This is a genomic window from Xanthomonas sp. AC360 (assembly GCF_979258225.1).
On sequence record NZ_OZ409846.1, the window covers coordinates 4,855,253 to 4,868,381 of the forward strand.

The following is a 13,129-nucleotide window of genomic DNA, read 5'->3' on the forward strand; positions in this document are numbered from 1 at the left end:
CCGCATGCTGCTGCCCATTCCCGATGTCTTGACGCCCATGCAGCTCAGCGAGTTGCGCGCGCGGCTGGACGCGGCCGACTGGGCAGACGGCCGCATTACCGCTGGCCATCAATCGGCGCAGGCCAAGGACAACGCGCAGTTGTCCGAGGACAGCGCCGCAGCGCGCGAGGCCAGCGCACTGGTGCTGGAGGCGCTCTCCCGCAGCAGCACGTTTTTTTCGGCGGTGCTGCCGCGTCGGATCTATCCGCCGTTGTTCAATCGCTACAGCGGCGGGCAGTCGTTCGGGTATCACGTCGACAACGCGGTGCGTTACGACCGCAGCCGCGGCGGTGCCGAGCCGGTCCGCACCGATGTGTCGGGCACGCTGTTTCTCAGCGACCCGGACAGTTACGACGGTGGCGAGCTGGTGATCGAAGATACCTTCGGCACGCAGTCGGTGAAGCTGCCGGCCGGGCACCTGGTGATCTACCCCGGCACCAGCCTGCATAAAGTGATGCCGGTAACGCGCGGCACGCGTGTCGCCTCGTTCTTCTGGATCCAAAGCATGCTGCGCGACGATGCGCAGCGCCGCCTGTTGTTCGAACTGGATGTGTCGATCCGTCGTTTGACCCAGGACACGCCCGGGCATCCGTCGCTGATCCAGCTCACCGGCGTGTATCACAACCTGCTGCGGCAGTGGGCCGATGTCTGAGCCTGCGATTGACCCAGCCCTGCTGATGGCACTGCTGCAGACCCAGCCTAGCCAAGCGGTCGCGTTGCTGCGCAAGGCCGCCGCCGGTCAGGATGTGACTGCACAACTGCTGCTCGCACAGCTGTATGCCGAAGGCCGCGGCATTACCGCCGATCCGGCCATGGCGATGCTGTGGTACGAAGTGGCCGCCAATGCCGGGCATCCGGAAGCGATGAACCAACTGGGCCGCTGCCACGAACTGGGCTTTGGCACCGCCATCAACGAGGTGCTGGCTGCGTTGTGGTATCGCCGCGCCGCCGAGCACGGCCTGGAATGGGGCATGTACAACCTGGCGCATCTGTACGCCTCCGGGCGCGGCGTGGCGCAGGACCAGGCACACGCATTGACGCTGTATCGCACCGCGGCCGAACGTGGTCACGCCAAGTCGATGAATTTTGTGGCGCGCTATCTCGACCAGGGCCTGGCCTGCGCGGCGGATCCGCTTGCCGCGCGCCAGTGGTATCGCCGCGCCGCAGAGGCGGGCGATTTTCGCGGCCAGGCCAGCTATGCAACGCTGCTTGCCGATGAAGGCGCGCTCGATCAGGCCGAATACTGGATGCGACGCGCGATCGGCGGCGGGCACGCCGGGTTCCTGCGTCAGCTCACGCCCGTGCTGGCCAACGCACCGCAGCCACGCCTGCGCGCCTTGCTCAGCGATGTGGCCGCGCGACAGTCGCAAATGCAGCCGCCCGTTCCCGCAGACGTGGCATAAATCGGCATGCCCGCTTCCAACGACACCATCGCCACTGCGCAGCAACGCCGCGGCTTCTGGCTGCGCATGCTGCATCAATGGCATTGGATCAGTTCGGCGCTGTGTCTGATCGGCATGCTGCTGTTTACGGTTACCGGGCTCACCCTCAATCATGCCGCGCGCATCGAAGCCAGCCCGTCCACCGAGCAACGCACGCTCACCCTGCCGCCAGCGCTGTTGAAGACCTTGGGCACGCGCCAGGACGGCGATGCACCGCTGCCGCCGCGCGTGGCGCAGTGGCTGGGTCGCGAACTGGAGATCAGCATCGGCAACCGCAATGCAGAGTGGTCGCCCGACGAGCTGTATGTCGCCCTGCCCCGCCCCGGTGGCGATGCCTGGCTGAGCCTGGACCGCAGCACCGGCGCGATCGAATACGAACACACCACGCGCGGCTGGATCGCCTATCTCAACGATCTGCACAAAGGACGCAACGCCGGGCCGGCCTGGGGCTGGTTCATCGACGTGTTCGCCATCGCCTGCCTGGTGTTCTGCATCACCGGCCTGTTCCTGCTGCACCTGCATGCGCGTCAGCGCAGCATGACCTGGCCGCTGGTCGGCCTGGGCCTGCTGATTCCGCTGCTGCTTGCCTTGCTGTTGATCCACTGACCCTACTCACCGGAGACGATCATGCGCGCCACCCTGACCATCGCTCTGAGCGGCCTGCTCGCCATGCCGGCGTATGCGGCCACGCTCGACATCAACGTCGAAATCCCCAAGCTCAATGTCGCCGAATACCACCGCCCGTACGTGGCGATCTGGCTGGAAGGCGCAGACCAGAAGGTCGCCGCCAATCTGGCGGTCTGGTACCAATCCAAGGACACCGCCGAAGGCCACGGCACCAAGTGGCTGCCGGATCTGCGCCAGTGGTGGCGTAAGAGCGGCCGCACGCTGGAGGTGCCGGTCGATGGCGTGACCGGCCCCACCCGGCCTGCCGGCGCGCATGCGCTGTCGTTCACCAACACCAAGGGCGCGCTGAAGTCGCTACCGGCCGGCCAGTACACCCTGGTGGTGGAAGCTGCGCGCGAAGTCGGTGGCCGCGAGTTGGTCAAGGTGCCTTTCACCTGGCCGGCCACCTCGGCGCAATCTGCCAAGGCCAGCGGCAGCAGCGAACTCGGCGCGGTGAGCCTGATCGCAAAGCCCTGATGCAGATGGGCGCGGATGCGGTGCCGCCGTGCATGCATCCGTGCCCATGACGCGCGCGCTACGTGGCGCAGACGCGTATCGACTTTCGTTACCCACGCATCCACGCAGCGCCGCAGTGCGCTGATCAGACACGTGACCCACCCGCCTTATCGCTCTTCAAGGAGTTGTCATGAAACGTTCGCATGTCCTGATCGCCCTGCTGGCCTCACTTCCCGTCAGCGCGTTCGCCCACAAGGCCTGGCTACTGCCATCGCAAACCGTCCTGGCCGGCGAAGCACCGTGGATCACCGTCGATGCGGCGGTGTCCAACGACCTGTTCTACTTCAATCACGTGCCGCTGCGCCTGGATAACCTGAGCATCACCGCTCCCGATGGCAGCGCGCTCAAGCCGGAAAACCCGGCAACCGGCAAGTACCGCAGCGTGTTCGACCTGCAGCTCACCCAGCCCGGCACCTACAAGCTCAGCATCGTCAACGCTGGCCTGTTCGCCAGCTGGAAGGAAGACGGCAAGCCCAAGCGCTGGCGCGGCAACGAGGCAAGCTTTGCCACCGAAGTGCCGAAAGACGCGAAGGAGCTGCAGGTGTCGCAATCGCTCAACCGCGTGGAAACCTTCGTGACCCGCGGCGCACCGACCACCACCGCGTTCAAACCCAGCGGCAAGGGCATCGAGCTGGTGCCGGTGACCCACCCCAACGACCTGGTCGCCGGTGAAGCGGCGCAGTTCACCCTGCAGCTGGATGGCAAGCCGGCAGCAGGGCTGGAGATCGAGATCGTGCGTGGCGGCACGCGCTATCGCGATGCGCAGAACGAAATCAAGCTCAAGACCGACGCCAAGGGTGGCTTCAGCGTGACCTGGCCGGAAGCGGGCATGTACTGGCTGGAAACCACCAGCGAAGACAGCAAGACCTCGCTGCCGCAGGCCAAACAACGGCGCCTGGGCTACGTGGTAACGCTGGAAGTGTTGCCGCAGTAATCGCCGCATGCCCGCCACTGCGTTGACCTTGCGGCTAACGCAGTGGCGATGCAGCGCCGATGTGGAAGCGGCACCTGCCGTTCGGCGTGTACCACTTGCCGCCTGTGCGGTATGCGCGGCGTCCAATCGGTGCATCTCTCGCTGTTTCAAAGACCACACCGCGTGATGCAAACCACACGCTCGCGCGTCACCATGGCTGCCTCAGGCAGCACCTGCTCGACCGGTCCACGCATGCACCCAGTTTCTTCCGCAGATGACGCCGTTGCCTCCCTGGGCGGCCGCAGTATGGGCACCACCTGGAGCGTCAAGCTGGTGGCGCCGCGTGCGCGCGACCTGCATCCCCTGCATGCGCGTATCCAGGCAGCGCTCGATCGCGTGGTCGCGCAAATGAGCACCTGGGAAGCGGACTCGGATATCAGCCGCTACAACCGTGCCGCGGCCGGTCAGTGGCAGACATTGCCCGATGACTTTTTCACCGTGCTGCGCACCGCGCTGCAGATCGCGCAGGCCAGCGACGGCGCGTTCGACCCCACGGTCGGGCCGATGGTCGAACTGTGGGGCTTTGGCGCCTCCGGCGGCCGACGCCGTGTGCCCTCGCCCGAACAGATCGCGCTGGCCGGCCTGCGCTGTGGCTGGCAACGCCTGGCTCTGGATGGCCAGCGTGTGCTGCAACCCGGCGCCGTCGCACTGGATCTATCCGGCATCGCAAAAGGCTTCGGGGTGGACTGCGTGCAGCACGCATTGCGACAGGCCGACATCGCCAGCGCCTTGATCGACGTTGGCGGCGAATTATTCGGCTATGGATGCAAACCCGATGGCAGCGCGTGGCGTGTGCTGGTCGAATCCGCACCCGACGAAGACGCCGGTGCCACATTGCCGGCACGTGTGCTCACGCTGGATGGCTTGGCAGTCGCCACATCGGGCGATCGCTGGCACCGCTTCGATGCCGACGGCATGCGCTACGCGCACACCTTCGATCCATGCACTGGAGCACCGATTCCGCATGCGCCTGCCGCCGTCACCGTGCTCGCGCGCGATGCCATGCAGGCCGATGCCTGGGCCACCGCAATGACCGTGCTCGGGACCGATGCAGGGCTTGCCTATGCCACCAAGACCGATCTGGCAGTGCGCTTTCTGACGCGACACGATGGCAGCTTGCATGAAGCGATAAGCCCGGCGTTCGAGCAACATCTGGCGGCGTCATGAGCGCCATAAGCCCACGCGTGTGGATGGGTAACGGAGCACTGTTGCTCGCCCTGGCGACGCTTATCGGATGGCTTGCCAGCCTGCATGACGGTGCCTGGTGGAGCGCACCGACACCACATCGCTTGCAATGGGCAGGCGTCGGAATGGCCGCGTACGCCATGCTGTGCGCGGCGGTCTTGCTGCGCCGCCGGGCACGTGCCAACACGTTGCACGGCGACAGCAGCGGCATGCTGATCGTGTGGGCAAGCCAGACCGGATTCGCACGCGAACTGGCCGAGCGCAGCGCTGCAGCCTTGCAAGCGGCAGGGATCGGTGCCTACGCACTCCCGCTGGAGGCGGTGGTTGCCGAGCAGCTCGCGCCCGTGCCGCGTTTGCTATGCATCGTCAGCACCACCGGCGAAGGCGATGCACCGGATCACGCACAGGCTGCGGCGCGTCACTGGCTCGCCGACAGCGGACAGGATCTGGCCGCCGTGCAGTACGCGGTGCTGGCACTCGGCGATCGTCGGTATACGCAATTCTGCGCGTTCGGCCGCCATCTCGATGACCGCCTGCACGCGCGCGGCGGCACCCGCCTGTTCGAGCGCATCGAGGTCGACAATGCCGACCCGCGCGCATTGCAGCAATGGCAGCAGCGTCTGTCGGCATTGGCACCTGCACTTGCCGAGCAACCCGACTGGAGCGTGCCGACCTACACGGCCTGGCAGCTGCGCGAACGCGTCCACGTCAATCCAGGCAGTGCCGGCGCACCGATCCATCGGCTCCGCCTCACGCCCATCGATGGCCCGCTGCCGCCATGGCGTGCTGGCGACATCGCCGAGATCGCGCCGCAGAACGCACCGGAGCGTGTCGACGCCTGGTTGCAGCGTCATCGACGCGATGGCTCGGACATCATCGACGGTCGTACGCTGCGCGACTGGCTTGGCTGCTCGCAACTGCCGACCGATGCAGAGATAGACGTCTTGGCGTCATCGGATGCGACCGCCTTGGCGCATAGCCTGATCGCGCTGCCGCATCGCGAGTACTCGCTCGCATCGATCAGCGAAGAGGGCCACGCCGAACTGCTGATCCGCGAACACCGGCATGCCGACGGGCATCTTGGGATCGGCAGCGGCTGGCTGTGCGTGCATGCTCACGTCGGCACGCAGATTGCCTTGCGCCTGCGCAGCAATCCTGGGTTCCACCCACCCGCACCCGCGCAGCCCATGCTGCTGATCGGCAATGGCACCGGCATCGCCGGCTTGCGCGCCCATCTCCGCGCGCGCATCGCAGCCGGTGCGCGCGACAACTGGCTGATCTTTGGCGAACGCAATGCCGCGCACGACGCGCTGTATGCCGACGAACTGCAGCAGTGGCAACACGATGGCTGGATCGCGCATCTGGACCTGGTGTACTCGCGAGACAACAACCTGTCGGTACGTTACGTACAACATGCATTGGCCGCTGCCAGCGATCGCCTGCGGCAGTGGATCGACCGCGACGCCTGCATCTATCTCTGCGGCAGCCTGCGCGGTATGGCACCCGAAGTGGACCGTACCCTCGACACGCTGCTGAGCACCGAGGTCAGGCAAGAACTACTCCGCAGCGGCCGCTACCGCCGCGACGTGTATTGAACAACAAGCCTGCAGGCTGACGATTGCAGCTTGGCAGAGTGGAGTGCTGCCATCACGTGGCGATCGTGGGCAGGCAGACATGGCATCCGAATCCTGCATGCAGCAACGCTCGTTTGTCGGCAACCGTGCTCTGTATCGGCACGCTTCGGCACGTTGCTGCAGTTCTGCGAGTTCGCTAAAAGCAGCTTACAAAACGACTGTGCAGCTGCCAGACGGCCGCGGCCGTTGCTCGGCATCGGTGTGTGCACTCACACTCTAGTCCCTGCGCGCCGTTCACACCCACCAGACGAGTGCTCGCTACTTGTTGTCAGCCTCTTTCTTGTTGCCAGCCTCTTTAGTCCTCGACGCAGACAGTGCACGTGACACGTAGCAATCCGAATTGCTAACTACCCGGTTCACTGGCTGCGCTTTTACTTGCACTTGCATCTACACCTCGGCCGTTCAATGCAAGCAAGAACACTCTCAACTGCCCGGACCTGCTAATCAGAGGCGACAGCAAGCGGACTCACCCGGATCGCCAGTAGCTCGCCGCCGCCATCGAGCACGTAACGGGTTCGCGTCGATGCGCTCAGCCATGCGGTATCGCCCGCAGCCAGGGGCGGTAGCCCACTGTCGCGCCCAAAGCTGGCCTGGCCCGCCAACAGGTGGATGACCCAGGCGCTGCCCGGATCCGCGAAGAACAGCATGGTGCCGACCAAGGGGCGATGCAGCAGTTCGGTGTGCAGCAGATCGCGGCGCCACATCAGATTGAAGTCCTGCGTCGGCCCATCGAGCAAAGTCGCACCGACCGTCTCTTCGCCAGCGAATCGGACACGCTGGTAGGGCGGCAGCAATTCGACGACACGACCGGCGCCAGCGACGCGTGCGCCAGCATCACCGTCATCAGTAGGTGTATCTGTGATCAGGCCATCAGCACGCGCAACACCATCGCCGGAATCAAGCTCACCGTCGCCAAACTGCAGGCGCATGCCGTTTCCATGCAGCAGCACCAATTCGCGGTCGATCCCCGGAAATGCGGAAAACGCAGCGTCCTGTTCGATCTCGGCAATCGACAGCCGCAATGCCCAGGCCTCGGATTTCCCGAGCCGCAGGATCTCGCGTGTCCAACCCAATTGATTGCGCCACCGCTCGCGGCGGTACTCGGTGGCCGGAATCACCCGGCTGCTCAGGTCTGTCAGCTGCATCTGCGCATTGTGCCCGAAGCCCGCCGCCCAAGCCCTGCTGCAACCGTGCGGTATCCGCAGACGGCACGCAAACCAGGCATCTCGAGCCGCCCTCGCGTTTCGAGCCCCCGGCACCTCGATCACTCAGACAATAGCGGTCTGCATCGACCTCGCTGCATCACGCGACGCTCAACGGGATGTCGGGATGTCGGGATGTCGGGATGTCGGGATGTCGGGATGTCGGGATGTCGGGATCTCAGGATCTCAGGATCTCAGGATCTCAGGATCTCAGGATCTCAGGATCTCAGGATCTCAGGACATTGCGATGTCCGCGCGTCAATGCGTCAACTTGCCGAAGCATATGGGTGCGGGCCGTTGTCAGCGCAAAGCCTGGCGTTGCCCATCAGGAACAGCGCTGCGATGAGATCGAATCAACGCGTCCTGAAACGAAAAACGCCCGGCTGCACATCCAAGTGCAACACCGGGCGATTCCACGTCCTTGTCGGCTTCCAGCCATCCCCCGGACATCCTGTCCAGTTAGGTTGCGGCCACGCATCCTCGCGTCGAACCGTATCTCGGATCCCTTCCCCTTAACGCCGTCCCACCGGTTTCACCGCCGCCCCCTTGGCAGCCTTCTTGGCGGGAGCCATCGTGGCTCCTACTTCGATCAGGTCACGATTCCGTTCGACCGTCTTGAGTCCGATGCCCTTGACCAGTGCCAGTTCCTCGGCACTTTTGAAGGGACCGTTTGCCTGACGGTGCTCAACGATTGCCTCGGCTTTTGATCGCCCGACATTCGTCAGCACCTTGTCCAATTCCTCAGCAGACGCGGTGTTGATATCGACCTTCTCAAGCGCGTACGCATTCGAGGACAACAACAACGCCAGTAGCAGGGACTTCAGGACTACGGTAAATGACTTCATTGCAACGCTCCTTGTGGCTTGGGTGATGGTCCTAGCCAGCATTCCTGCCGGCGGAGCCAGTGTCCCGCGCCACATGCAGCAATCCTATCGCCAACGAACTTTTCACACAGCAGGTGAACTGCGCGCCGCCTTGTAGGGAAATACCTACCCCTGGCCCCGGGCGTAGAATGTGTCATTACGTCACGCATTCGGAGCCTTCATGGACAGCGCCAAGATCGACCAATTCATCAGCGATACCTGGGACCGCGAGATCGTCCCGCAGCTGGTCGATTACATCCGTATTCCCAACAAGTCGCCGATGTTCGACGCCGATTGGGTGGCCCACGGCTATATGGAGCAGGCTGTCACGTTGATGGAAACCTGGGCGCGCGCCCAAGCCATCGATGGCATGCAGGTCGAGGTGGTGCGCCTGGACGGCCGCACGCCGCTGATCTTCATCGAGATCCCGGCCACCGGCCCGGAGTCCGGCGACGACACCGTGTTGTTGTACGGCCATCTGGACAAGCAGCCGGAGATGACCGGTTGGGATGCCGACCTGGGCCCCTGGGAGCCGGTGCTGCGCGACGACAAGTTGTATGGCCGGGGCGGCGCCGACGACGGTTACGCGATCTTCGGCTCGCTGGCGGCGATTCTGGCGCTGCGCACCCAGGGCCTGTCGCATGCGCGGTGCGTGGTGCTGATCGAAGCCTGTGAGGAGTCCGGCAGCTACGATCTGCCCGCTTACGTGGACCATCTGGCCGAGCGTATCGGCAAGCCGTCGCTGGTGGTATGCCTGGATTCGGGCTGCGGCAACTACGAGCAGTTGTGGTGCACCACTTCGCTGCGCGGCCTGACCGGTGGCAACCTCAGCGTGAAGGTGCTGGAAGAAGGTGTGCATTCCGGCGATGCGTCCGGCGTGGTGCCGTCCAGCTTCCGGCTGCTGCGGCAGTTGCTGTCGCGCATCGAAGACGAGGCCACGGGCCGCATCCTGCTGGAGGGTTTGCATGTGGAGGTGCCGGCCGAGCGCCTGACCCAGGCCAAGGCTGCAGCGGCGACGCTGGATACCGCCATCTTCGACAAATTCCCGATGGTCGATGGCCTGGTGCCGATGCATGACGACCTCACCGAGCTGGTCTTGAACCGGACCTGGCGCCCAGCGCTGTCGATCACCGGCGTGGACGGCATGCCGCCGCTGGCCTCGGCCGGCAATGTGTTGCGTCCGCAGACCGCGGTGAAGCTGTCGCTGCGTCTGCCGCCAACCGCAGACGGCAAGGCCTGCGGCGAGCTGCTCAAGCAGGCGTTGCTGCGCGACCCGCCGAATGGCGCGCAGGTAACGCTGGAGCTGGAAAAGGCATCGTCCGGTTGGAACGCCCCGGCCATGGCGCCGTGGCTGGAGAAGGCCATCGACGATGCCAGCCAGGCCTTCTTCGACAAGCCGGCGATGTACATGGGCGAAGGCGGCTCGATCCCGTTCATGGGCATGCTGGGCGAGAAGTTCCCCGGCGCGCAGTTCATGATCACCGGCGTGCTGGGACCGCATTCCAACGCGCATGGCCCGAACGAGTTCCTGCACATCCCGATGGGCAAGCGTGTCACCGCCTGCGTGTCGAAGGTGATCGCCGAGCATCACGCGGCCTGCCTGCGCGGCGAAACCAGCGGCTCGCCGGTGGCGGCCGATAGCGGTACCCGTCATGGTGGACACGGTTGCTGTTGAGTCGACGAAAGACGACTACGGGTTGAGGGCGTGTCCTGACGTGAAGCATTGCGTTGCGTTTGGCGCGAAGGACGCGGCATCGGCAACCTGGTCAGCGTCTTCTCACTCAGCTCCTCTCCCGCAGGGACGGGGGCTGGGTGTTCGATCATGCGATTGAAGGCGGCGGCTGTCTGGGCAGTCACTCCATGGCAGGGTTTCTGTGGCGATGCCCAACGCAACGATTTGCTGAAGGCACCCCATCAGCACCACTCGCGCTGTACGTGCAGCGCGAGTCGCCGACATCCGAAATGCTAGTCTGCCGATCCCGTTCGCCTTCGGTGCTGCAATGAACACTTTGTTTGGTAGCGACAGCTGGCTCTACATTTTGCTGGTGGGATTTGTGGTCGGGCTGCTGGCGCGTTTCATCACGCCCGGCACGCAGCGCCTGGGTTGCCTGCTGACCATCGTGCTGGGCATCGCCGGGGCGGTGGTAGCCAGCTGGTTTGGCCGCTACATGGGCTGGTACCACGCAGGCGAGCCTGCCGGTTTCCTCGGCGCGTTGCTCGGTGCCATCGCCATCCTTGCACTGCTGCGCTTGTTCAGCGGCAGCAAACGCTGACCGCTGCATTGCCCGCTTCGTCCTCACTTCACTACGCAACCACGACACATGACGGTATCGCCTTCTGACCCTGCGCGCGACGCGCTGCGCCTGCAATGGGCGCGACACGCACTGGATGACCCATCTGCGGTATTGCAACGTGCGTCGGTCGACGCCGGCTTTCGCAGTTACTGGCGCACGCAGGGACGCGGCACCGATCGCATCCTGATGGATGCGCCACCGCAGCTTGAAAACGTGGCGCCGTGGTTGCGCATGCATGCCGTGTTGGGCGCGCATGGAGTCCGCGTGCCGCAGGTGCTGGCACAGGACCTGGAGATCGGCTTCCTGCTGCTGGAAGATCTGGGCGTACCGACGCTGGCGCAGGTCCTGACCGACGCCAATGCCGACGCCCGGCTGGATGGCGCCATCGCGCAATTGCTGTTGCTGCAACAGATCCCGCCACCTGCCGACAGCGGGGTGTTCGGTGAGGCGCTGCTGCAACGCGATGCCGGCTTGTTCGAGGAATGGTTTCTGGGTCGCCATCTTGGCGTGCAGCTGGACTGCGGCCAGGCCGAGCAGTTGCAGCTGGTGCAACGGCGCTTGATGGACAACGCGCTGGCGCAGCCACGCGTGTTCACCCATCGCGACTTTATGCCGCGCAATCTGATGCCGGTGCCCGATGGCCCGGCAGTATTGGACTTTCAGGATTGCGTGATCGGGCCGATCGCCTACGACCCGATCAGTCTGTTCAAGGACACCTCGGTGAGTTGGCCGATCGCACGCGTTGACGGCTGGCTGGCGCGTTATCACGCACGTGCGCAGGCCGCCGGATTGCCGGTGCCGCCACTGCAGCAGTTTCTGCGCGACGCGGACTGGATGGGCGTGCAGCGGCATCTGAAAAACCTGGGCATTTTTTCGCGTCTGAGCCATCGCGATGGCAAGCATTGGTATCTGGACAACGTGCCGCGCTTCATCGTCTATCTGGACGAAGTACTGCCGCGCTACGCCGAGCTGGCGCCGCTGATCGCGCTGCTGGACGAGGTGATCAAACCCGCATTGGCAACACGCGCACTGCAGGCGGACGCATGAAGGCGCTGATCTTTGCAGCAGGCTTTGGCGAGCGCATGCGGCCGTTGACCGAGCACACGCCCAAACCCTTGCTGTCTGTCGGCGGCACGCCGTTGATCGTCTGGCATTTACGCAAACTGGCGGCGTTGGGCGTGGACGAGGTAGTGATCAATACCTCGTGGCTGGCCGAGCACTTTCCGCAAACGCTGGGAGACGGCGGTGCGTTCGGGCTGCGTCTGACGTATTCCTATGAAGGCGCAACGCCGCTGGAAACCGGCGGCGGCATGCTGCACGCACTGCCGCTATTGGGCGATGCACCGTTTCTGTTGGTCAATGGCGATATCTGGACCGATTTCGACTTTGCCCGGCTGTCGCATGCACCGGAAGGACTGGCGCAGCTGGTGCTGGTGGATCGCCCCGCTTATGCAGAGCGCGCTGATTTTGCGCTGGATGCGGAGGGCAAGGTGCACGCAGATCTGCCCGCAACGCTTACGTATTCCGGCATCGGCATGTATCGACCGTCGCTGCTGCACGATTGGCAATCGGTGATTGGTCAGTTGCCAGAGCAGACCGGCGCGGCGCCGCGGTTTGCGTTGGCGCCGATCCTGCGCGCGCAGATGGAGGCAGGCCTGATCGACGGCATCCACCATACCGGGCGCTGGACCGATGTCGGCACGCCGCAGCGTCTGGCAGAGCTGGATGCACAGTTACTGCGCAACGGCGGCTGATCGCAACTCGTTGCTGCAACGCTCGTCATCAAGCGCATCGACAGAAACCTTCTAGCGCTGGCTCGCTGGTTGCAACGTGTCTGCCGCATGCGTCTTCGCCGACGGGTGAGGCGATGTCCGTACTGGCAATGGCATCGCTTGGACGAAAGGAGCTGATCAGACCGCACGTTAGCGGCCGCCCGCACCGCGACCACGCACACACCGACCATCTCGACGGGTCCTTGCACGCCAACCGTTGACGGACCTTACGTGGTATGGATGCCGCACAAGAGCCTGCATGGAGGTACTTGTAGCGTGTCGCGCGATGGTGGGCGGGCAAGGGCCCTGCCGCAAACTCGCAGTGTCGAGTGCGCGGTGCCCTCGCCGCTCGCGGGACACGCCGTGAACCCGTCCCTGGGGGCTCGATGGCGGCATCCATGCCGCCAACGGTCCCGCAAGCGGCGAGGACACCGCACCAGACAGTTGGCTGCTTTTTTGAAGAACGAGGACACCGCGCTAGAGCGTTGCTGGTTGCTTGCTGAAAACTCGACGCACTGACTGCCTCGGCTAGTCCTTGCCCGC

At 64.5% G+C, this 13,129-nt stretch carries 13 protein-coding genes and 1 other RNA gene; 12 read left to right on the forward strand and 2 right to left on the reverse strand.

Going from position 1 to position 13,129, the window contains the following annotated elements:
• The first annotated feature begins 4 nt into the window (after positions 1-4).
• From ACZZ0O_RS20865 to ACZZ0O_RS20900, 8 genes are all read left to right on the forward strand, one after another.
• Entirely contained in the window at positions 5-691 is a 687-nt protein-coding gene (locus tag ACZZ0O_RS20865; RefSeq protein WP_463591742.1) for a Fe2+-dependent dioxygenase, read from the forward strand.
• A complete protein-coding gene (locus tag ACZZ0O_RS20870; protein ID WP_463591743.1) occupies positions 684-1,442 on the forward strand; it encodes a tetratricopeptide repeat protein in 759 nt (252 codons plus the stop codon). The genes ACZZ0O_RS20865 and ACZZ0O_RS20870 overlap by 8 nt, the downstream gene beginning before the upstream one ends.
• Positions 1,443-1,448: 6 nt before the next feature.
• On the forward strand, positions 1,449-2,087 hold the full coding sequence (locus ACZZ0O_RS20875) for a PepSY-associated TM helix domain-containing protein (protein WP_463591744.1): 639 nt from the start codon (positions 1,449-1,451) through the stop codon (positions 2,085-2,087).
• Between the two features lie 21 nt (positions 2,088-2,108).
• Positions 2,109-2,624, forward strand: coding sequence for a DUF2271 domain-containing protein (locus ACZZ0O_RS20880; protein WP_463591745.1), 516 nt, complete (start codon positions 2,109-2,111; stop codon positions 2,622-2,624).
• Between the two features lie 169 nt (positions 2,625-2,793).
• On the forward strand, positions 2,794-3,597 hold the full coding sequence (locus ACZZ0O_RS20885; RefSeq protein ID WP_463591746.1) for a DUF4198 domain-containing protein: 804 nt from the start codon (positions 2,794-2,796) through the stop codon (positions 3,595-3,597).
• 231 nt (positions 3,598-3,828) lie between these two features.
• Positions 3,829-4,803, forward strand: coding sequence for an FAD:protein FMN transferase (locus ACZZ0O_RS20890; protein ID WP_463591747.1), 975 nt, complete (start codon positions 3,829-3,831; stop codon positions 4,801-4,803).
• Positions 4,800-6,416, forward strand: a complete 1,617-nt coding sequence (locus tag ACZZ0O_RS20895; RefSeq protein WP_463591748.1) for a sulfite reductase subunit alpha — start codon at positions 4,800-4,802, stop codon at positions 6,414-6,416. The genes ACZZ0O_RS20890 and ACZZ0O_RS20895 overlap by 4 nt, the downstream gene beginning before the upstream one ends.
• Before the next feature lie 238 nt (positions 6,417-6,654).
• Positions 6,655-6,729, forward strand: a non-coding RNA gene (locus ACZZ0O_RS20900) — sX9 sRNA.
• Between the two features lie 166 nt (positions 6,730-6,895).
• Here the strand turns inward: ACZZ0O_RS20900 and ACZZ0O_RS20905 are convergent.
• Together ACZZ0O_RS20905 and ACZZ0O_RS20910 are read right to left on the reverse strand one after the other, a co-directional pair.
• On the reverse strand, positions 6,896-7,600 hold the full coding sequence (locus ACZZ0O_RS20905; protein WP_463592503.1) for a HutD/Ves family protein: 705 nt from the start codon (positions 7,598-7,600) through the stop codon (positions 6,896-6,898).
• Positions 7,601-8,169: 569 nt separating this feature from the next.
• A complete protein-coding gene (locus ACZZ0O_RS20910) occupies positions 8,170-8,544 on the reverse strand; it encodes a ComEA family DNA-binding protein (protein WP_005993268.1) in 375 nt (124 codons plus the stop codon).
• Positions 8,545-8,701: 157 nt separating this feature from the next.
• Here ACZZ0O_RS20910 and ACZZ0O_RS20915 point away from each other — a divergent pair, with 157 nt between their 5' ends.
• From ACZZ0O_RS20915 to murU, 4 genes are all read left to right on the forward strand, one after another.
• Entirely contained in the window at positions 8,702-10,195 is a 1,494-nt protein-coding gene (locus ACZZ0O_RS20915; RefSeq protein WP_463591749.1) for a M20 family metallopeptidase, read from the forward strand.
• A 325-nt stretch (positions 10,196-10,520) separates the two neighbouring features.
• Positions 10,521-10,793 carry a GlsB/YeaQ/YmgE family stress response membrane protein gene (locus ACZZ0O_RS20920; protein WP_005993264.1) on the forward strand — a complete coding sequence of 91 codons (273 nt, stop codon included), beginning with the start codon at positions 10,521-10,523 and terminating at the stop codon, positions 10,791-10,793.
• 48 nt (positions 10,794-10,841) lie between these two features.
• Positions 10,842-11,861, forward strand: coding sequence for an aminoglycoside phosphotransferase family protein (locus ACZZ0O_RS20925; RefSeq protein ID WP_463591750.1), 1,020 nt, complete (start codon positions 10,842-10,844; stop codon positions 11,859-11,861).
• Positions 11,858-12,568 carry an N-acetylmuramate alpha-1-phosphate uridylyltransferase MurU gene (murU, locus tag ACZZ0O_RS20930; protein WP_463591751.1) on the forward strand — a complete coding sequence of 237 codons (711 nt, stop codon included), beginning with the start codon at positions 11,858-11,860 and terminating at the stop codon, positions 12,566-12,568. Before ACZZ0O_RS20925 ends, murU begins: the two co-directional genes overlap by 4 nt.
• Positions 12,569-13,129: the final 561 nt, after the last annotated feature.